The sequence below is a fragment of the Actinomycetospora chlora genome (genome assembly GCF_039542135.1).
GTDB classification, from domain to species: Bacteria; Actinomycetota; Actinomycetes; order Mycobacteriales; family Pseudonocardiaceae; genus Actinomycetospora; species Actinomycetospora chlora.
Genome location: NZ_BAABHO010000008.1, coordinates 130,802 through 149,993 on the forward strand (window position 1 = coordinate 130,802; position 19,192 = coordinate 149,993).

Annotated in this window: 20 protein-coding genes and 1 pseudogene; 6 read left to right on the plus strand and 15 right to left on the minus strand. The window is 76.1% G+C overall.

All coding sequences use genetic code 11. The annotated features are described in order from the left end of the window. Window positions 1-4: 4 nt before the first annotated feature. The 3 genes from ABD994_RS07410 to ABD994_RS07420 form a co-directional block, all read right to left on the minus strand. Complete coding sequence (locus ABD994_RS07410) at window positions 5-1,057, minus strand: Atu2307/SP_0267 family LLM class monooxygenase (protein ID WP_345412414.1); 1,053 nt, start codon at window positions 1,055-1,057, stop codon at window positions 5-7. After that, on the minus strand, window positions 1,057-2,901 hold the full coding sequence (gene htpG / locus ABD994_RS07415) for a molecular chaperone HtpG (protein WP_345412416.1): 1,845 nt from the start codon (window positions 2,899-2,901) through the stop codon (window positions 1,057-1,059). The genes ABD994_RS07410 and htpG overlap by 1 nt, the downstream gene beginning before the upstream one ends. Before the next feature lie 94 nt (window positions 2,902-2,995). Beyond that, window positions 2,996-3,394, minus strand: a complete 399-nt coding sequence (locus ABD994_RS07420) for a DUF7715 family protein (protein WP_345412418.1) — start codon at window positions 3,392-3,394, stop codon at window positions 2,996-2,998. A 178-nt stretch (window positions 3,395-3,572) separates the two neighbouring features. Between ABD994_RS07420 and ABD994_RS07425 the strand changes: the two genes are divergently transcribed. Together ABD994_RS07425 and ABD994_RS07430 are read left to right on the plus strand one after the other, a co-directional pair. Next, window positions 3,573-4,064, plus strand: coding sequence for a hypothetical protein (locus ABD994_RS07425; RefSeq protein ID WP_345412420.1), 492 nt, complete (start codon window positions 3,573-3,575; stop codon window positions 4,062-4,064). Beyond that, window positions 4,034-4,471, plus strand: coding sequence for an endonuclease domain-containing protein (locus ABD994_RS07430; RefSeq protein ID WP_345412423.1), 438 nt, complete (start codon window positions 4,034-4,036; stop codon window positions 4,469-4,471). Before ABD994_RS07425 ends, ABD994_RS07430 begins: the two co-directional genes overlap by 31 nt. Window positions 4,472-4,499: 28 nt before the next feature. On the opposite strand, the gene ABD994_RS07435 is transcribed toward ABD994_RS07430, so the two are convergent. The 4 genes from ABD994_RS07435 to ABD994_RS07450 are packed head-to-tail and all read right to left on the minus strand — an operon-like array spanning window position 4,500 to window position 8,210. Next, the gene (locus ABD994_RS07435) at window positions 4,500-4,898 is read right to left on the minus strand and encodes a hypothetical protein (protein ID WP_345412425.1); all 399 of its coding nucleotides are present in this window, start codon (window positions 4,896-4,898) and stop codon (window positions 4,500-4,502) included. Continuing rightward, complete coding sequence (locus ABD994_RS07440; protein ID WP_345412428.1) at window positions 4,891-6,360, minus strand: multicopper oxidase family protein; 1,470 nt, start codon at window positions 6,358-6,360, stop codon at window positions 4,891-4,893. The genes ABD994_RS07435 and ABD994_RS07440 overlap by 8 nt, the downstream gene beginning before the upstream one ends. 60 nt (window positions 6,361-6,420) lie before the next feature. Next, the gene (locus ABD994_RS07445) at window positions 6,421-7,110 is read right to left on the minus strand and encodes a response regulator (RefSeq protein ID WP_345412430.1); all 690 of its coding nucleotides are present in this window, start codon (window positions 7,108-7,110) and stop codon (window positions 6,421-6,423) included. Beyond that, window positions 7,107-8,210: a sensor histidine kinase gene (locus ABD994_RS07450; protein WP_345412433.1), complete on the minus strand. Its 1,104-nt coding sequence runs from the start codon at window positions 8,208-8,210 to the stop codon at window positions 7,107-7,109. The genes ABD994_RS07445 and ABD994_RS07450 overlap by 4 nt, the downstream gene beginning before the upstream one ends. 148 nt (window positions 8,211-8,358) lie before the next feature. Here ABD994_RS07450 and ilvA point away from each other — a divergent pair, with 148 nt between their 5' ends. Continuing rightward, window positions 8,359-9,633 (plus strand): threonine ammonia-lyase IlvA, encoded by a 1,275-nt coding sequence (ilvA, locus tag ABD994_RS07455; protein ID WP_345412435.1) that lies wholly within the window; start codon window positions 8,359-8,361, stop codon window positions 9,631-9,633. Between the two features lie 15 nt (window positions 9,634-9,648). Here ilvA and ABD994_RS07460 read toward each other — a convergent pair whose 3' ends face one another. The 5 genes from ABD994_RS07460 to ABD994_RS07480 form a co-directional block, all read right to left on the minus strand. After that, a complete protein-coding gene (locus ABD994_RS07460; RefSeq protein WP_345412438.1) occupies window positions 9,649-10,170 on the minus strand; it encodes a GNAT family N-acetyltransferase in 522 nt (173 codons plus the stop codon). Continuing rightward, on the minus strand, window positions 10,167-11,366 hold the full coding sequence (locus ABD994_RS07465) for an MFS transporter (protein WP_345412440.1): 1,200 nt from the start codon (window positions 11,364-11,366) through the stop codon (window positions 10,167-10,169). The genes ABD994_RS07460 and ABD994_RS07465 overlap by 4 nt, the downstream gene beginning before the upstream one ends. 62 nt (window positions 11,367-11,428) lie before the next feature. Next, window positions 11,429-13,339, minus strand: a complete 1,911-nt coding sequence (locus tag ABD994_RS07470) for a cytochrome c oxidase assembly protein (protein ID WP_345412443.1) — start codon at window positions 13,337-13,339, stop codon at window positions 11,429-11,431. Beyond that, the gene (locus ABD994_RS07475; RefSeq protein WP_345412445.1) at window positions 13,336-13,776 is read right to left on the minus strand and encodes a hypothetical protein; all 441 of its coding nucleotides are present in this window, start codon (window positions 13,774-13,776) and stop codon (window positions 13,336-13,338) included. Before ABD994_RS07475 ends, ABD994_RS07470 begins: the two co-directional genes overlap by 4 nt. Before the next feature lie 106 nt (window positions 13,777-13,882). Then, entirely contained in the window at window positions 13,883-14,773 is an 891-nt protein-coding gene (locus ABD994_RS07480; RefSeq protein ID WP_345412448.1) for an RDD family protein, read from the minus strand. A gap of 50 nt (window positions 14,774-14,823) precedes the next feature. Here ABD994_RS07480 and ABD994_RS07485 point away from each other — a divergent pair, with 50 nt between their 5' ends. Genes ABD994_RS07485 through ABD994_RS07495 form a run of 3 tightly spaced genes read left to right on the plus strand, consistent with a single transcriptional unit; the run spans window position 14,824 to window position 16,722 of the window. Further along, a complete protein-coding gene (locus tag ABD994_RS07485) occupies window positions 14,824-15,831 on the plus strand; it encodes a stage II sporulation protein M (protein WP_345412450.1) in 1,008 nt (335 codons plus the stop codon). Window position 15,832: 1 nt separating this feature from the next. After that, window positions 15,833-16,291, plus strand: a complete 459-nt coding sequence (locus tag ABD994_RS07490) for a helix-turn-helix domain-containing protein (RefSeq protein ID WP_345412452.1) — start codon at window positions 15,833-15,835, stop codon at window positions 16,289-16,291. Then, complete coding sequence (locus ABD994_RS07495) at window positions 16,288-16,722, plus strand: VOC family protein (RefSeq protein WP_345412454.1); 435 nt, start codon at window positions 16,288-16,290, stop codon at window positions 16,720-16,722. Before ABD994_RS07490 ends, ABD994_RS07495 begins: the two co-directional genes overlap by 4 nt. On the opposite strand, the gene ABD994_RS07500 is transcribed toward ABD994_RS07495, so the two are convergent. The 3 genes and pseudogenes from ABD994_RS07500 to ABD994_RS07510 all read right to left on the minus strand — a co-directional run. Continuing rightward, on the minus strand, window positions 16,723-18,024 hold the full coding sequence (locus ABD994_RS07500; RefSeq protein WP_345412456.1) for a DUF58 domain-containing protein: 1,302 nt from the start codon (window positions 18,022-18,024) through the stop codon (window positions 16,723-16,725). A gap of 2 nt (window positions 18,025-18,026) precedes the next feature. Next, entirely contained in the window at window positions 18,027-18,998 is a 972-nt protein-coding gene (locus ABD994_RS07505) for an AAA family ATPase (RefSeq protein WP_425550038.1), read from the minus strand. A gap of 13 nt (window positions 18,999-19,011) precedes the next feature. Next, window positions 19,012-19,192, minus strand: a pseudogene (locus ABD994_RS07510) (DUF4350 domain-containing protein); the annotation flags it as partial.

Here is a 19,192-nt window from a genome sequence, read left to right on the forward strand (position 1 = left end):
GGGACTACCCCGTCTCCCCGGCCTTCTCCACGATCGGCGCCACCTCGGTGCCCAGCAGCTCGATGGAGTGCAGCAGGTCGGCGTGCCGCAGCCGCGGGTTGGTCATCTGCAGGTTGATCCGCTCGACGCCGCCGAGCTGCTCGGACACCCGCAGCACCTTCTCGGCGACCGTCTCCGGGTCGCCGACGAAGAACGCGCCGTCGGGGCCGCGCATGGCGTCGAACGCCCCGCGCGTCGGGGGCATCCCGCCGCGCTCGGCGGCGACGGTCGTGAACATCTCGTGCCAGCCCGGGTAGAAGGCGTTCGTGGCCTTGGCGACGTCGTCGCCGACGAAGCCGAAGCAGTGCAGCCCCACCCGCAGCGCCTCCGGCGGGTGCCCGGCGTGCTCGCCGGCCCGCCGGTAGAGGTCGATCAGGGGGGCGAACCGCCGCGGCTCGCCGCCGATGATCGCAACCATGAGCGGCAGCCCGAGCAGCCCGGCGCGCGCGAACGACTCCGGGGTGCCGCCGACGCCGACCCAGATCGGCAGCCGCTCCTGGGCCGGTCGCGGGTAGACGGGCTGGTCCTGCAGGGCCGGGCGGTGCTTCCCGGACCACGTCACGACCGGCGACTCGTTGATCCTCAGGAGCAGGTCGAGCTTCTCGGTGAAGAGATCGTCGTAATCCTCGAAGGCGAGTCCGAACAGCGGGAACGCCTCGGTGAACGAGCCGCGCCCGACGACCAGGTCGACCCTCCCCCGCGAGATCAGGTCGATCGTCGCGAACTCCTGGAACACCCGCACCGGGTCGGCGGCGCTGAGCACCGTGACCGCGCTGCGCAGCCGGATCTGCTCGGTGCGCGCGGCCGCGGCCGCGAGGATCACCGGCGGCGCGGCGTCGTAGTACTCGCTGCGGTGGTGCTCGCCGATGCCGTAGGAGTGCAGGCCGACGCGGTCGGCGAGCGCGATCTCCTCGAGGAGGTGCTCGAAGCGCTCCTCGGGGCCGATCTCCCGCTCGGTGTCGGGGTCGGTGACCCGGGCGACGAAGCTGTCGACGCCCAGCAGCACGGGGTCCGCCATCAGAGGGTCTTCTGCAGACGCTCGGCCAGCGTGTTGACGAACGTCGTGGGCTCCTTGAGCTCGCCGCCCTCGGCCAGCAGCGCCATGCCGTAGAGCAGGCGGGCGACGTCCGGGTCGGCGTCGCCGGCGTCCTGCTTGTCCCGCAGGCCCGCGACCAGGGCGTGCTGCGGGTTGAGCTCGAGGATCCGCTTCGTCACCGGTGGTTCCTGGCCCATCGCCCGGTACATCTTCTCCAGCATCGGCGAGAGGTCGCCCGGGTCGCCGACGAGGCAGGCCGGCGACGTCGTCAGCCGCGACGAGAGCCGGACCTCCTTGACGTCGTCGGCGAGCTCGGTGCCCATCCAGGTCAGCAGGCCCTCGAAGCCCTCGGGCTTCTCGTCGTCGGCGCCGAGGTCGACGTCGCCCTTGGCGATCGAGGCCAGCGGCGTGCCGTCGTACTCGGTGACCGTGTCCGTCCAGACCTCGTCGACCTGGTCGGTGAGCAGCAGGACCTCGTAACCCTTGGCGCGGAACGCCTCGATGTGCGGGGAGTTCTCGATGCTCGCGCGGGTGGAGCCGGTGAGGTAGTAGATCGCGTCCTGGCCCTCGGGCATGCGCTCCTTGTAGACCCGGAGCGTGGTCTCCTCGTCGGGCGAGTGGGTCGACGCGAACGAGCTCGCGGTGAGGATGGCCTCCCGGTTGTCCGGGTCGGTGATCAGGCCCTCCTTGAAGGCCCGGCCCAGCTCCGACCAGAACGTGCGGTACTTCTCCGGCTCGTCGCCCTGCAGGGCGGTGATCGTCTGCAGCACCTTGCGGACCAGCCGCTTGCGGATCGCCTGGATCTGGCGGTCCTGCTGGAGGATCTCGCGGGAGACGTTGAGCGAGAGGTCCGCGGCGTCCACGACGCCCTTGACGAAGCGCAGGTACTCGGGGACCAGCGCCTCGCAGTCGTCCATGACGAACACGCGCTTGACGTAGAGCTGCACGCCGCGGCGCGCCTCGCGCATGAAAAGGTCCATCGGCGCGTGCGCGGGCAGGAACAGCAGGCCCTGGTACTCGAACGTGCCCTCGCCGGAGAGCCGCAGCGTCTCCAGCGGCTCCTGCCAGTCGTGGCTGACGTGGCGGTAGAACTCGGTGAGCTCCTCGTCGGTGACCTCCGACGCCGGCCGCGCCCACAGCGCCTTGCGGGAGTTGACCGGCTCGGTGTCGGCGTCCTCCTCACCCGTGAGCAGGCGGATCGGCCAGGTGATGAAGTCCGAGTACCGCTTGACGATGCGGCGGACCGTCTCGGGCTGCGCGTAGTCGTGGAGGCTGTCCTCGGCGTCCTCGGGCTTGAGGTGCAGCGTGATCGCCGTGCCCTGCGGGGCGTCCGCGACGGTCTCGAGGGTGTAGGTGCCCTCCCCCGTCGACTCCCAGTGCACGCCCTCGGCGGCGCCGGCCTTCCGCGTCACCATCTCGACGCGGTCGGCGACCATGAAGCTCGAGTAGAAGCCGATGCCGAACTGGCCGATGAGGTCCTCGGCCTTCTCGTCCTGGGCCTCGCGCAGCTGGGCGAGCATCTCGGCGGTGCCCGACTTCGCGATCGTCCCGATGAGGTCGACGACCTCGTCGCGCGTCATGCCGATGCCGTTGTCCCGCACGGTCAGCGTGCGCGCCCCGGCGTCCGGCACCAGCTCGATGTGCAGGTCGGCGGTGTCGACCTCGAGATCCTTGTCGCGGTAGGACTCCAGGCGCAGCTTGTCCAGCGCGTCCGAGGCGTTGGAGATCAGCTCGCGGAGGAAGACGTCCTTGTCGGAGTAGATCGAGTGGATCATCAACTGGAGCAGCTGACGGGCCTCGGCCTGGAACTCGATCGTCTCGCTCATGCGTCCTCTCCCTCGTCCGGCGTACGCCGTCCACGATAATCGGCGCGCCGACGGGGCCGTGGCGTCAGGTCGCCCGGCCGACGACCGGAGGTGCTCACGCCGCGAGCTCGTCCGGCAGGGCGCGGACCCGGAGGATGTCGAGCCGGCGTTCGACGATGGTGCCGACCGGCCAGGTCGCGACGTACTCGGCGAGGTCGTCGGCCTCGTCGGTCGAGCAACAGGCACAGGGATCCCACCCCTGCGCCTGCAACGACGACCGGATCGCCTCCACGTACTCCGGGCGGGTCAACGGCACCTCGGCGACCCGCGCCGTCGTCGTCGCCCGGTGCGAGTTCAGGCCGGCGAACCCCCGCCCGCACCCGCAGCCCCCGCCGGGGTCGGCGATGTCGCGACCACACACCTCGCCGACACGCACGAGCTCGCCCTCCATCGCCCAGTGGTAGTCGTTCTCCCGCTCGCCCTGCGTCCGGGCCGTGGCCACCAGCACCTTCATCGTCAGCTCCCTCGTCGTGCCGTCGTCGGGAGGACAGCACCGCACACCGACAGCGCCGGCGACCGAGATCGCTCCAGGTGCTCCGCCGGGTCGATGGCACCGCCCGGGCGGAGCACCCCGGGCGATCACGCCGGGAAATCGGTGGAGCCGATCGCGCGGTCGGTGCGTCGAACCCCGTGTGACCACCGAGAACGACCTCGCCGCCCTGCTGCGGCGCCAGGACGGCGTGCTGTCCCGCGAGCAGGCGCTGGAGTGCGGCATGACCCCGGCGATGATCAAGCACCGGCTGACCCGCCACCTGTGGACGCTGTTGTGGCCCTGCGTGTACCTGTCGGCGGCCCACGGCCTCGGCCCGCGGGTCCGGATTCGCGCGGCGTCCCTGTGGCTGGGCGGGGGCGCCACGCTGATCGGGGCCGGCGCCGCCTGGTGGCTGCGGCTGCTCGACGAGCCGCCCGAGGTGCTGCGCTTCGCCGTGCCGCCGGACCGCCGCGTGCGCTCGCGACCCGGGGTCCGGGTCGTCCGGCGCCGGCTCCCGGGACGCCGCAGCAGCGTCGACGGCGTGCCGGTCCTCTCCCGCGCCGACGCCGTGGTCGACGCGGCCGCGGAGCTGGGGCTGCGGCGCGGCGCGGCGCGGCGCTCATGGACCGGGCGCTGCTCTCGGGCCGGGTGACGCTCGACGGCCTGCAGCGCGCCCACCGGGCCCGGCTCGGTCGTCCCGGCTCGCCCGTCGTCGTCCGCCTGCTGGTGCTCGCGGCCGGCGGTGCCCGCTCGGAGGCCGAGCGACGGGTCCACCGTCTCCTGCGCGACGCCGGGATCACCGGGTGGTTCGCCGACCACCGTGTCCTCCTTCGCGGCCACGGAGTCGCGGTGCTCGACCTCGCCTTTCCGGCATCGCGCGTCCTCGTCGAGATCGACGGGTGGGCCTACCACCGCGACCTGCCGGCGTTCCGCCGCGACCACGCGCGCCAGAACGTCCTCGTCCTCGCGGGGTGGACCGTGCTGCGAGTGGACTGGCACACGCTGGAGACCGACGCCGACGCGGTGCTCGCCCTGATCAAGGCGGCCGTGGCCGCATGATCCCCGCGACTGCTCCTCCGGGTCGGTGTCAGCGCCCCGCCGGAGCAGCCGGAGCGATCACCGTCCGGACGCGCAGGGCCCACCACGCGAGGGCGACGGACGCGGCGACGATCGCCACGCCCAGGGGCACGTGGACCGCGAGGAGGCCGGTGTACCCCAGGGCGATCTGGGCGACCTCGGCGACGACGAGGCCCACCGCCACGGCGATCGGCCACGCCGGCAGCCGCCCGGGCCGCCAGGCGAGGACCGCGAGCGGCACCAGGACCATCCCGACCAGCCCCACCGCGCTGCCGACGGCGCGGTGCACCTCGAGCCCGGCGACCGACGCCTGGAGCACCGCGCCGGCCGCGATCGGCTGGACGACGGCGAGGACCGCGTGCAGCACCGCGACCGCGCGGAAGGCGCCGACCGCCAGCCGCCTACCCATGGTCGTGTCCCCCGAGCACCGTCGCCGGTGCCTGGCCGGGCCCGACGACGAGGTACTGCAGCATCATCCCGGCGTCCTCGTGGCGCAGCAGGTGGCAGTGGATCATGTAGGGACGCGCGGGGTCGGTGTACGGCCCGACCCGCACGAGCGTCCGCACGGTGGTCCCCGGGGCGACGGCGACCGTGTCCTTCCACGCGCGCGGACCGGGCCCGAGCACCTGCATCCGGGCGTCGTGGACGTGCAGGTTGTGCGGCAGCGTGTGCCGGTTGGTGATCTCCCAGAGCTCGAGCGCCGCGGCGGGGACGACCTCGTCGACGCGGGTCAGGTCCATCGCCCGGCCGTTGATCCGGTCCCCGCGGAGGACGAACCCGCGGGTGCGGGACACGGCGCGCTCGTCGAGCGGGACCTCCCGCGACAGGACGGCGGGCACGGGCGGCGAGGGATCCAGGCGGGCGGCCGGGCGCAGCTCGAGCAGGTCGAACGCGTCGTCGCCGCCGGCGGCCCGGGCGACGCCGTTGACGGCGCCGAGGTCGTGGGGCAGCGAGCGCAGCCGCCGCGGCCGGCCCGGGGTCACGTCCACGACGACCTCGGCCCGCTCCCCCGGCGTCAGCACCACGTCGGTGACGGTGCGCGGGGCCGGCAGCAGGCCGCCGTCGGTGCCGACGAGGGCGACGGGCGCGCCGTCGTCGACGGCGAGCCGGTAGCTGCGCGCCGGCGAGGCGTTGAGCACCCGCAGGCGCACGCGCGTGGTCGTCGCGGTGAACCAGGGCGCGACGGTGCCGTTGACCAGCACCGTGTCCCCGAGCAGCCCGACGGCGTTGCGGTGCGCCTCGTCGAAGCGCCCGTCCGGCGTGAAGCTGCGGTCGGTGAGGACGAGCGGGACGTCGTCGACGCCGTAGCGGTCGGGCAGGGCGACGGGCACGTCGTCGTCGACGAGGAAGAGCCCGGCGAGCCCGCGGTGGACGTGGCGCTCGGTCGCCCCGTGCGGGTGCGGGTGGTACCAGAGCGTCGCCGCCGGCTGGTCGATCCGCCACGCCGCATCCCACGTCGCGCCCGGGGCGATCGGCTGGTGCGGGCCGCCGTCGCAGCGGGCGGGCAGCGTCGCGCCGTGCCAGTGGGTGGTCGTGGTCTCGGGGAGGCGGTTGGTCACCCGCAGGACGACGTCCTCGCCCCGCCGCGCCCGCAGCGTCGGGCCGCCGAACGGCAGGCCGCCGTAGCCCCAGGTCGGGGTGGCGACGCCCGGGAGGAACGCCGCGACGCCCGGCGCGGCGACGAGCTCGACCACGCGCCGGCCCGCGGCGTCGCGGGTCGAGGGGGCGAGCGGCGGGATCGCGAGCGGGCGCGCCGGGGCGGGCGACCGCACCAGCGGCGCGTCGAGCGAGCAGCCCGCGGCGAGCAGGCCGGTGGCGGCGCCGGCGGCGAGCGTCGCGCCGAGGAAGCGGCGCCGGGAGAGCGGGGACACGGCGGCGAGCGTCGCCGCGAGGGGGCGTCACGGTCGTCGGCCCGGCGACGTGTCCCCGGCCTACGCCCGGGCGCTGACGCACCCCCGGGGCGTCACCAGGGCCGTCTCGTAGGCGATGACGACGAGCTGGACGCGGTCGCGGGCGTCGAGCTTGGTCAGCAGGCGCCCGACGTGGGTGCGGGCGGTGGCCGGGCTGATCACCAGCCGGGCGGCGATCTCGTCGTTGGTCAGCCCGGCGCCGACCAGCGTGAGGACCTCCCGCTCGCGCGGGGTGAGCACGTCGAGCCGGGTCGCGGCCACGAGCGGCTGGGGCCGCCCGGCGAACTCGGCGATCAGCCGCCTGGTCACCGCCGGCGCGAGCAGCGCCTCGCCGCGGGCGACCAGCGCGATCGCCCGCACGAGCTCGCCCGGCTCGGCGTCCTTGAGCAGGAACCCGGCCGCCCCGGCGCGCAGGGCGCGGTAGACGTACTCGTCGAGGTCGAACGTGGTCAGCACGAGGACCGCCGTCCCCGACAGCGACGGGTCGGCGACGATCGTCTCCAGCGCCGCGAGCCCGTCGACGCCGGGCATGCGCACGTCCATGACGACGACGTCGGGGCGCGCCTCCCGGACGGCGGCGACGGCGGCCGCGCCGTCGGCGGCCTCGCCCACCACCGCGAAGCCGTCCTCGGTCTCGAGCAGGACGCGCAGGCCGGCGCGGATGAGCTGCTGGTCGTCGGCCAGCACCACCCTGGTGCGGACGCTGCTCATCGGCTCGCCGCCGGCAGGGCGGCCTCGACGACGAACCCCTCCGGTCCCGATGTCACCGACGACCGCCCGCCGACCGCGGCGGCGTGCTCCGCCAGCCCCCGCAGGCCGTGGCCCGGTCGGGGCGGCGCGGCCGGCCCGCCGTCGTCGGCGACGCGCAGCCGGACCTGCCCGTCGTCGCGGGTGACGTCGACGGTGACGCGCCGGGCCCCGCGCGCGTGCCGCACGGTGTTGGTGACGGCCTCGCGCACGATGCGGAAGGCGGCGTCGTCGACGGCCGGGTCGAGGCGTCCCGCGCTCCCCCGCACCTCCACGTCGACGCCCGCGAGACCGGCGACCCGGGTGACCTCGTCGAGGCGGTGCAGGCCGTTCGCCTCCGGGGGCTCGGCCTCGCGCAGCACCGCGAGGGTGGTGCGCAGCTCGGCCAGCGCGGCACGGCTGGCCTCCTTGATCTCGAGCAGGGCGGCGACGGCCTGCTCCGGGCGCCGGTCGGCGACGTGGGCGCCCACCCCGGCCTGCACCGAGATCATCGCCAGGCTGTGCGAGACGACGTCGTGCACCTCGCGGGCCAGGCGCACCCGCTCCTCCTCGCGGCGGCGCCGGGCCGCCTCCTGCGCCCGCTCCGCCGCGGCCGCCTGGGCGCGGCGCACCCCGCCGACCGCCACCCCGACGGCCACGGTGACGACGATCCACATGAGGTGGTCGCGGTCGGCCGGGCCCGTGACGCCCTCGCGGGCCGTGATCGCCGCCTCCAGGCCGACCCACACGCCGAACAGGACGAGGCCCGCGCCGACGGACGCGGGCCAGGAGAGCCGGGTCGCCACGGTGTACATCGCGAGGGCGACCATCAGCGACGCCGGACCGTCGGGGTAGCCGAGCCAGTAGTAGGGCGCGACGGCCGCGAGCACCAGGGCGAGCACGGCGACGGGCGCGCGGTGGCGCCAGGCCAGCGCGGTCGCACCGGCCACGACGAGGGCCGCGCCGCCGGGCCACCACGGGCGGTCCGCGGGCGTCGCGGTGACCGCCGTCCCTGCCAGGCAGCCGGCGGCGACCACCGCGGCGAGCAGCACGTCGCCGCGGCGCGGCCACCGGATCCGGTCCACCCCGGGAACGCTAGGGGCGCCGGGGCGCCGCGTCGTCAGCGTCGGGACGTACCCGACCCCGGATCTCCTCGGGGTCACCCCGGGGTGGACGCGGGGGTCGACCTACCATCGAGGGATCAACCCCTGGTGAGCGAGGAGCGGGACACCCATGGCGCGCGGCGACGGTACGGCGTTCGAGAAGCAGGTCCTCGAGGCGTCGGAGCGTCTGACCGGTATTGCCGAGCGGACCCCGCTGCAGCGCAACCCGCGGCTCTCCGGCGCCACCGGCACCCAGGTCTGGTTCAAGCGCGAGGACCTGCAGGTGGGTCGCTCGTACAAGCTGCGCGGCGCCTACAACCTCATCAGCCAGCTCGACGAGGAGGCCCGCGCGGCCGGCGTCGTCTGCGCCAGCGCCGGCAACCACGCCCAGGGCTTCGCGTTCGCCTGCGCCGCGCACCGGGTGGCCGGCCGCGTCGTCATCCCGTCGACGACGCCGCGCCAGAAGCGCGAGCGCATCATCGCCCTCGGCGGCGAGATGATCGACCTGGTGGTCGCCGGCGACACCTACGACGAGGCGTCCGCGGCGGCGACGCGGTGGTCGGAGGAGACCGGCGCGACGCTGGTCCCCGCGTTCGACGACACGCGCACCGTCGCCGGCCAGGCCACGGTCGTCGCCGAGATCGTCGAGCAGCTGGGCGAGGCGCCCGACACCATCGTCGTCCCCGTCGGCGGCGGCGGGCTGCTCGCCGGCACCGCGACCTGGCTGCAGGCCACCCACCCGCGCACGCGGGTCATCGGCGTCGAGCCGGCCGGGGCCCGCAACGTGGCCGCCGCGCTGCACGCGGGCAGCCCGGTGATGCTCGACGAGCACGGCTTCGACCGCTTCGTCGACGGCGCCGCGGTGCGCAGGGCCGGCGCGGTGACCTACCCGATGATCCGCCGCTCGGGGGCCGAGCTGGTGGCGGTCGACGAGGGCCTGGTCTGCACCGAGATGCTCGCGCTCTACCAGAGCGACGGGATCATCGCCGAGCCCGCGGGCGCCCTGGCCGGCGCCGCGATCCGTCCCGACGGGCCGGGGCTGGACCTCGTGCCCGGCGAGACCGTGGTGGTCGTCCTCTCCGGCGGCAACAACGACGTCTCGCGCTACGCCGAGGTCATCGAGCGCTCGCTGCGCTTCCAGGGCCTCAAGCACTACTTCCTCGTCGAGTTCCCCCAGGAGCCCGGCGCGCTGCGCCGCTTCCTCGACGAGGTGCTCGGGCCGGACGACGACGTCACGCGCTTCGAGTACGTCAAGAAGGACAACCGGGAGTCGGGCCCGGCGCTCGTCGGCGTCGAGATCGGGGCGCGCGGCGACCTCGAGCCCCTGCTCGAGCGCATGGCCCGCTCGCCGCTGCAGATCGAGGCGCTGGAGCCGGGGTCGCCGGCGTTCCGGTTCCTGGTCTGACGGAGCCTGACGGGTCTAGAGGTCCAGCGCCCACCGCGTTGCCGGCGCCGACCACTCCGGGCCCTGGTAGGGCTCGCCGTCGACGCGCCAGCCACGGTGGGCGTAGAACGCCTGGGCGTCGGTGTTGGCGGTGTAGACCCACAGCTCGGCGCGGCGGAAGCCCGCCGCCCGCAGGTGCGCGACGCCGGCGTCGTGCAGCAGGCCCCCGGCGCCGGTGCCGATGACCGGCGGGTCGAGGTAGAGCGTCATGAGCAGGCCGGTGGGGCCCGGGCCGTCGCCGGTGAGCTCGTCGGAGAAGGGCGGGCCGACGATGACGTAGCCCGCCACCCCGGTGTCGTCCTCCGCGACGAAGACCCCCATCGGCTCCGGGGCGGCGATCGCGTCGCGGCGGCGGGCGGCCACCTCGGCGGCGTCGAGGGCGTCGAGCCGGTCGTCGGGCACGATGCCGCGGTAGGCGTTCCGCCAGCCCGCGACGGTGATCTCGCCGATCCGCTCGGCGTCGGCGTCGACGGCGCGGCGGACGCGCCAGCGGGTCACGAGCGCTCCCGGGCGGCCACCCGCCCGGGCACCGGCTCGTCGCGCACCGGCGTGACGGCGATGGCCGCCAGCGGGGCGATCGCGGCGACGGCGAAGCCCAGCGCGTAGCTCGACGCGCCGATCAGGGCCCCGAGCACGGGCGGCGCGGCGGTGGCGACGAGGTTCTGCGTGGTGTTCTGCACGCCGAGGGCACGACCCGACCAGGCGCTGCCGGCGATCTCGGCGGTGGCGGTGAAGGCCAGGCCGTTGTCGGCGACGGTGATGACCGACCCGGCCGCGATGGCCGCCACCGCGATCAGCCCGACCGTGAGGTCGCCCAGCGAGAACACGAGCAGCACCGCGGCGCTGGCCCCCGCGAGCAGCCGCATCGGGCGCAGGCGGGACCCCACGCGGTCGGACCACCAGCCGCTGCCGATCCGCCCGGCCGCCCCGGCGATCTGCGCGGCGGCCACGAAGATCCCCGCGGTTCCCGGCGACCAGCCCTGCTCGCGCACCAGGTACTCCAGCGAGAACGCCGAGATCGCGAACTGCGGCAGGACGAGCAGCGCGCTCGCCGCGTGCACGCGGGGCAGGACGGCGCTGCGGTAGGGCGAGGCGGGCGGCGCCTCGCCGGGGGCGCGCGACGGGCGCGGCGGATCGGCGGCCACGAGCAGCACCAGCACCGCGCACACCGCGCACGCGAGCGCCGGCCAGCCCAGGGCGACGAACGAGCCCTCCCGCTGGGCCAGCGTCGGCAGCACCAGCCCGGCGACGGCCACGCCCAGCGGCTGCGCGGTCTGGCGGATCCCCATCGCGACGCCGCGCTCCTCGACGCCGAACCAGCCCATGATCAGGCGGCCGCTGGCGGCGTTCACCGAGGCGGCGCCGATGCCGGCGAGCACGAGGAGGACGACGGCCACCGCGAGCGACCGCGGCGCGAGCAGCGCGAGCCCGGTGGTGAGCACGCCGCACACCCCCAGCCCGAGGGCCATCGGCACGCGCTCACCGACCCGGTCGACCACCGCGCCCCACGCGATCAGCGCGACGAGCAGCCCGAGGGTCGGCGCGGCGACGACGATCCCCACCGCGGCCAGGGAGAGCCCGCGCTCGTCGCGCAGGCTCGGCACGAGGAAGGGCACGCCGTACACGACCGCGCTCGCCGCGGTCTGCGCCGCGACACCCACGGCGAGGACGGCCCAGCGTCGACGGGAGCGCACGGGGTCTGTCTACGCCATCGCCGCCCAGTCCGCAGGAAATCTGTCCCACATCGTGAGACGGATCAGCGGGATCCCAGCCCGGCGAGCAGGTCGGCGCGGCGGTCGGCGTCCTCGGTGCGGGCCTGCCGCGACCACCCGACGAGCACCACCAGTACCGCCGCCAGCAGCGGGAGGTCGCCCAGCAGCCAGGCCAGGACGCCGGCCACGTGCTGGTCGGCGAGCAGGTCGGGCGCCCAGGGCAGGCGCAGGCGCACGAAGAAGTCGTCGACGAACACCTGCCCGCTCCCGCCGTCCGCGGGCAGCACGGGCGTGCGCGAGATGGGGTGGTCGGCGGCGAGCATGTCCAGCCCGACGAGGGCGTGCAGCGGCATCGACGCCAGCAGGAACGTCAGCCGGGCCAGCGGCGGCAGTCCCGGCCCGTTCGGGGGCCCGGCCACCAGCGGACCGAGGAAGAGCACCCCGACCAGCAGGAACCACAGCGTCATCAGCGGCTGCAGCCAGCCCAGCGGCTGGGTCAGCGAGAACACCGGGGTGAGGTAGAGCAGCGCCGGCGAGCCGACGACGAGCACGAGCGCGACGACCGGGTTCACGGCGACCCGCAGGGTCGGCGCGGCCAGCACGTGCTCCAGCCACTCCGCCGGACCCTCCCGACCACCGGGCGGCGCCTCGCGCAGCGTCCGCCGGGCCAGCACCACGGGCGCCCCCAGCGACCACAGCAGCGGCACGGCGGTGGCGACGAGCATGTGGCCGGCGACGTGGATGCTCAGCACGGCCGGGCCGTAGCGCCCGAGCCCCGACGAGGTGGCGACGACCAGCAGCGCGCACCCGGCGAACCACGCCACCGAGCGCCCGACCGGCCAGCGCGCGCCCTCCCGCGCGAGCCGCCGCAGGCCACCCGCGTAGAGCGCGGCGAGCACGAGCGCCAGGGTCAGCGAGGTCAGCTCGGGGCGCCACGACGTCGCCAGCACCCACGGGTCGGGGGCCGCGGCGAGGCCGTAGCCCAGGATCGCCGCCGGCGCACTGGCCGCGCCCGGCGCCTGCACCGGCGGGACCGCGCGCGACGCGACCGCCGACAGCCCGACGACCACCGCGAGCACCCCGAGCTCGACCGGCCACGCCACGCGCCCGGTGCGCCGCCGCAGGAGCACCCCGCCCGCCACAACCGCGAGCGCGGCGGTGAGCAGGACGAGGACGGTGTAGTCGGGCCCGACCCCCTCGCCGCCGGGGGCCGTCAGCGCCACCCCGGCGGCGACGGCGCCGGAGACGACCGTGACGATGCCCGCGGCCGTGCCGATCCGGGCGGCGCGCCACCACGCTCGGGCATCACCACCCACGAGCGCCAGCACGCCGAGCGTCCCCAGCCACGCCGCCGCGGCCACGACGTGGGCGGCGAGGGCGGGCAGGAAGAGGTCGTGGCCCAGCCCGTCGGCGGCGTGACCGGTGGCGACGGGGGCGAGCAGCCCCGCGACGGCGAGACCGAGGACGGCGGCGCCCCCGGTCCAGCGGCGGACCTCGCCGGCCGCCACCGCCGCCGCCACGCCGAGGACGGCGGCCAGCAGCCAGCTCACCGGCTCGCCGCGCGCGAGCATGACCGTCACGAGGTCGGGACCGAGCCGCAGGCGGCCGCCGAGCGTCTCGGCCAGGACCGCGGGTACCGACAGAGCCGCCGCGCCGGCCCCCACCCAGGCCGACCACCGCGCGAGCCCCAGCGCCCGCCGCCCGGTCGGGCTGAAGGCGTCGTCCCCGGCCGGGGGCGTCGCGACGACCAGCGCGACGAGCAGCCCGCCGACGGTCGCGGCGCCGGCGAGGTCGACGACCGTCCGCAGCACCGGCACCATCACCCGCAGCGCCGCGCCCGGGTCGGCGAGGCCCAGTTCGGCGTAGCCGGCGGGTCCGCGCAGGAGCACCGCCGTCACCGCGGCGGGCAGCCCCAGCAGGACCGCGAGGGCGACCGCTGGCGCGGTGCGCCTCACGGGTCGATCTCGGTCGGGTAGCGGGCGCGGTACTCGTCGAGGTGCTGGGACTTGCAGACGTGCTGTTCCTTCTCGTTCTGCGCCTGGCGCATGCACTCGTCGAGGGTGCGGACGCTGCCGGTCTCGAGGTACGTCACCGCGCCGGCGAGCGTGCTCCACTCGACGGCAACGGCGATCCCGACCGCGACGACGCCCAGAGCGAGGCCGGCGACCGGTCCGCGCCGCGGGTGGCCGGGGAGGTCGCGGTGGCCGCGCAGCCGGGCCAGCGCGGCGAGGGCGACCACGATCGCGACGAGCCCGAGCGCCAGCCCGCTCCAGCCCGTCCAGGCGCTGACCAGGGCCATCGCGCCCAGCACCGGGGCGGCCACGACGATCCCGGGGCGGCGCGGGGCGGTCTCCTCGGCGCTCGCCGGCGGGGCCGTGGGGTCGGTGGACACGGTCCGATCGTGGCAAGGCGCCCCACCGCGCTCGCGCGGGGGGTGGTGACACGGGAGCGAGGGACGCCCTGGTTCCGCCGGCCGGAGCGGAGGAGTCCCTCGCTCCTCACCCCGGTGGCGCGAAGCCGCCCGTCGAGGGTGCCGGGGTGGCCGGCGCCGGTGGCGGAGCCGGGGTCCGGGGCGGAGGAGGTGGGGCCGGCGGCGGTGGGCCCGGGGGCGGGGGCGTCCACGCCGGTGGTGGGCCGCCGAGCCGGGCGGTCTCGCGCCGGCGGCGCTCGCCGAGCACGGCGAGCAGGTAGGCCTCGGCCGGCACGCCCCACGGCGGGGGCGGGGCGACGCGGCCGGCGACGTCGGCGGCGATCCGCTCGGCCAGCGACGCCCGCACCGACGGGGCCAGCTGCGGAGCCCGGACGAGGAACTGGCGGGCGGTGAGCGCGAGGTCGTCGGGCAGGCGGGAGAGCTGGCAGCCCGTGGCCCACGCGGCGAGGGCGGGGTCGGCGGGCGGCAGGGCGTCGAGGCCGGTGCGCGGCAGCCGCACGCGGACCACGAGCGTGCCGGCGAGCAGGTCGCCGACGCGCTGGCCGCGGGCGGTGCTCGCGGACACGACGATCGCGACGATGCCGGTGAACCCCGAGAGGAGCCCGAAGTCGACGATGAACCCGGCCAGGGCGCGGGCCAGGGCGTGCCGGAAGACGATCGGCCCGCCGTCGGTGCGCACCACCCGCAGGCCCATCGCGTACTTCCCCGGCGAGCGGCCGCGCGTCAGCGTCTCCCAGAGCAGCGGGTAGCCGACGAACACGCCGACCACCACCCCGATCCCGACGGCGGCGGCGAGCGCGTCGTCGACCTCGGAGCCGATCAGCGAGGTCAGGAGCAGCAGGAGGACCAGCAGCACGACCATGACCACGACGTCGAGGCCCAGCGCGAGCGCGCGGCTGGGCAGCCGCGCGGTGCGCACCTCGAGCTCGACCGCCTCCCCGATCACCACGCGGTCCACGCGGCCAGCATGCCAGCGACCCCGCACCGCCGGTGGGAGGATCGGCCGCCGTGGACGTCGACGCGTACGTGGCCGCGCACCGCGGCGAGTGGGAGCGGCTCGCCGACCTGCTCGACCGGCGGCGCTGGACCGGCGCGGAGGTCGACGAGGTCGTCGCCCTCTACGAGCGGACGGCCACCCACCTGTCGCTGGTGCGCTCCACCTCGCCCGACCCGGCCCTCGTCGCGCGGCTCTCGACGCTCGTCGCGCGCGCCCGCACGGCGATCACCGGGTCGACCACGTCGTCCTGGCGCGACCTCACCCGCTTCGCGACGGTCGGCTTCGCCGTCGCCCTCGCCGCGTCGTGGCGGTGGTGGCTCACGACGCTCGCCGTCAGCACCGTCGTCATGGTCGTGGTGGGGACGTGGGTCGCCCGCTCCCCCGACGTCCAGGCCGCCCTGCTGCCGCCGGAGGAGACGCGCCGGCTGGTCGAGCAGGAGTTCGAGCAGTACTACAGCTCGGCGCCGGCGTCGTCGTTCGCCGCCCGGGTGTGGACCAACAACGCCTGGCTCGCCGCGGTCTGCCTGGTCACCGGGGTGCTGGTGGTGCCGGTGCTGTGGGTGCTGCTGCAGAACGTCGTCAACGTCGGGATCTCCGGGGGCATCCTCGCCGCGAACGGGCGCGCGGACCTGTTCTTCGGCCTGATCACCCCGCACGGCCTGCTCGAGCTCACGGCGCTTTTCGTCGCCGCGGGCGCCGGGCTGCGGCTGGGCTGGTCGTGGATCGCGCCGGGGCCGCTGACGCGGTCGGAGTCCCTGGCCCGGCAGGGCCGCACCACGGTCGGCATGGCCCTGGGCGTGGCGGTGCTGCTGCTGGTGTCCGGCGTGATCGAGGCGTTCGTGACGCCGTCCGGGCTGCCGACGTGGGCCCGCGTCGGGATCGGCGTGCTCGCCGAGGCCGCGTTCGCCGCCTACGTGCTGTGGGGCGTGGTGCTCGTGCGGCGGCACGGGCCGACGGCCCCCGCGCTGGCCGACCTGGCCGACGACCGCCGCGGGGCGGCCCTGCCGAGCGCGGGCTGACGTGCCGCCCGTCCCCGAGGACCTGCTCGTGGGGCTGCGCCGGGCCCGCGACCGGATCGACCGGCACTACGCGCAGCCCCTCGACCTCGACGCCCTGGCCGCGACGGCGGGCCTGTCGAAGTACCACTTCCTGCGCTGCTTCGCCCGCACCTACGGCCGCACCCCGCACGCCTACCTGACCGAGCGGCGTGTCGAGCGGGCCCAGGACCTCCTGCGCGCCACCGACCTCACCGTCACCGAGGTGTGCCGGCTCGTCGGGTACGAGTCCCTCGGGTCGTTCTCGGCACGGTTCCGCCGCCTGGTCGGGACGAGCCCGTCGGCCTACCAGGCACGGTGGTCGGCGGCCGGTGCGCCGCGGATCCCCGGCTGCTTCGTGCTGATGCACGGCTTGTCCGACCGGGACCGAGCAATCGCGGAGAAGCCGCGCCAGGGCCTCGGCCCGGGACAATCCTCCCCATGATCACGGGAGTCTCCCTCGTCACCCTGTACGTCACCGACCAGGACGAGGCGAAGAAGTTCTACTGCGACGTGCTCGGGTTCGCGGAGGGCACCGATGTCACCCTCGGCGAGGGTTTCCGCTGGGTCACGGTGCACCAGCCCGACCACCCCGAGCTGCAGGTGACGCTGATGCTCCCGGGGCCGCCGCTGAACGAGGAGATGGCCGGCGCCGTCCGCCGCGCCCTCGCCGCCGGGTCGATGGGCGGGTTCGGGATCGCCACCGACGACTGCCGCGCCGAGCACCGGCGGCTGGTGGAGCGGGGCGTGGAGTTCGTCCAGGAGCCCGCCGAGCGGCCCTACGGCGTCGAGGCGGTGTTCCGCGACAGCTCGGGCAACTGGCTCGTCATGGTCGAGCCCACGCCCTACACGGGCGAGGACTTTCCCCACGTCTAGCTAGAGACGCCCGGCGGCCTTGAGCGCGAGGTAGCGGTCGGCCACGGCCGGGGGCAGGTCGTCGGGCGCGGCGTCGACGACCTCGACGCCGCGGCGGGCCAGACGCTCGGCGACCCGACGTCGCGACGCCCGAGCGGTGCCGGCGGCCGCGGCCGTGTAGACGGCCTCGGCGTCCCCGCGCCCGGCGGCCATCGTCGCCAGGCCGGGGTCGGCGACGGCGGCGAGCAGCACGGTGTGGCGGCGCAGCAGCGAGCCGAGGACGGGCTCGAGGCCCTCGCCGATGGCGGCCTCGTCGAGCCCGGTGACCAGCACGACGAGGCTGCGCCGCCCGGCCCGGGCGAGCACCGACGAGGCCAGCAGGCGCATGTCGGTCTCGACCAGCCGCGGCTCGAGCGGGGCCATCGCCGTCACCAGCGACGGCAGGAGGTCGCCCGCCGTCGCCCCGAGCACCGAGGCCCGCACCTCGCGGTCGAGGGCCAGCAGGTCGACCCGGTCGCCGCCGCGGGAGGCGAGGGCGGCGAGCAGCAGCGCGGTGTCGAGGGCCGCGTCGAGCCGCGGCGCGTCGCCCACCCGGCCCGCGGCGCTGCGCCCGGTGTCGACGACGACGAGGACGTGGCGGTCGCGCTCCGGGCGCCACGTGCGCACGACGAGCTCGCTCGACCGCGCCGAGGCCCGCCAGTCGATCGAGCGGACGTCGTCGCCGGCCACGTACTCGCGCAGCGAGTCGAACTCGGTGCCCGCCCCGCGGACCTGCACCGCCCGCCGCCCGTCGAGCTCGCGCAGCCGGGCCAGCCGCGACGGCAGGTGGCGCCGCGATCCGAACGCCGGCAGCACCCGCACGCGCAGGGGCACGTCGCGGCGCCCTTGGCGCGCGGCGAGCCCCAGCGGCCCGAGCGAGCGCACCGTCACCCCCACCGCGTCGCGGTCACCGCGACGGGTGGGGGTCAGCGTCGTCGTGACCCGGCGCCGCTCCCCCGCCGGCACCACCAGGCGGTGCCGCGACGGGGTCGCGCCGGCCGACGGCTCCCACGCGTCGCGCAGGACGAGCACCGCGCGCCGCCGGCCCGGGTCGGCCACCCGCAGCCCGACCTCCAGCGACGTCCCGAGCCGCAGTGTCGTGGTGGGGTCCTGCTCGCGTTCGAACCGCAGCGAGCGGACCCGGATCGCGGCCAGCGCGTCGGCCACCGCCAGCAGCACCAGCACGCCGGACACCACCAGCACCCCGGTACCCGACGGCCACAGCAGCCCGACGACCAGCGCGCCGAGCGCGACCAGCAGCGCGAACCGCCCGGTGACGGCCATGCTCAGCGGGGCACGGGGACGGCCCCGAGCACCCCGGACACGACGCCGTCCGCCGTCACGCCCTCGATCTCGGCCTCGGCGCGCACCGCGACCCGGTGGCGCAGGACGGGCAGGGCGAGGGCCTGCACGTCGTCGGGCGTGACGTACTCCCGGCCCGAGAGCCAGGCCCAGCTGCGGGCGGCGAGCAGCAGCGCGGTCGCCCCGCGCGGGGACACCCCCAGGCGCAGCGACGGCGACGAGCGCGTCGCACGGCACAGGTCGACGACGTAGGCGAGCACCTCGGGCCGCGCCGTGACCCGCCCGACCGCGGCCCGCCCGGCGCGCAGGTGCTCCGCCCCGGCGACGGCCCGGACACCGGCGCCGGCGAGGTCGCGGGGGTCGAAGCCCTCGGCGTGGCGCGACAGCATGCGGATCTCGTCGTCGCGCGGGGGCAGGGGCAGCACGAGCTTGAGCAGGAAGCGGTCGAGCTGGGCCTCGGGCAGCGGGTAGGTGCCCTCGTACTCGACGGGGTTCTGCGTGGCGGCGACGACGAAAGGGTCGGGCAGCGGGCGCGGCACGCCGTCCACCGAGACCTGGTACTCCTCCATCGCCTCCAGCAGCGAGGCCTGCGTCTTGGGCGGCGTGCGGTTGATCTCGTCGGCGAGCAGGAGGTTGGTGAACACCGGCCCGGGACGGAACGAGAACTCGGCGCTGCGGGCGTCGTAGACCAGCGAGCCGGTGACGTCGCCGGGCATGAGGTCGGGGGTGAACTGCACCCGCCGCTCCTCCAGCGACAGCGCCGCCGCGACCGACCGCACCAGCAGCGTCTTGGCGACGCCCGGCACGCCCTCGAGCAGGACGTGACGCCGGCACAGCAGGGCGATGACCAGCCCCGTCACCGCGGAGTCGTGCCCGACGACGGCCTTGGCCACCTCGCGGCGCAGCGCCAGGAGGGCCTCGCGCGCCTCGTCGGCCCCGACCGCGGTGTCCGTCACGGCGCCCATCCGATCACGACCCCCGCACGGCCTCGCGCAGGCGGTCCAGGTCGCCGGCGAGCGCGACCAGCGCCGCGTCGTCCGGTGGCGGCGGGCCGGCCAGCAGGGTGCCGACGGCCGCGGTCGCCCACCCCGTCCGCGCCGCGGCCGCGTCGACGACCGACCCGACCGCGGCGCCGCGCGGGACCCCGAGG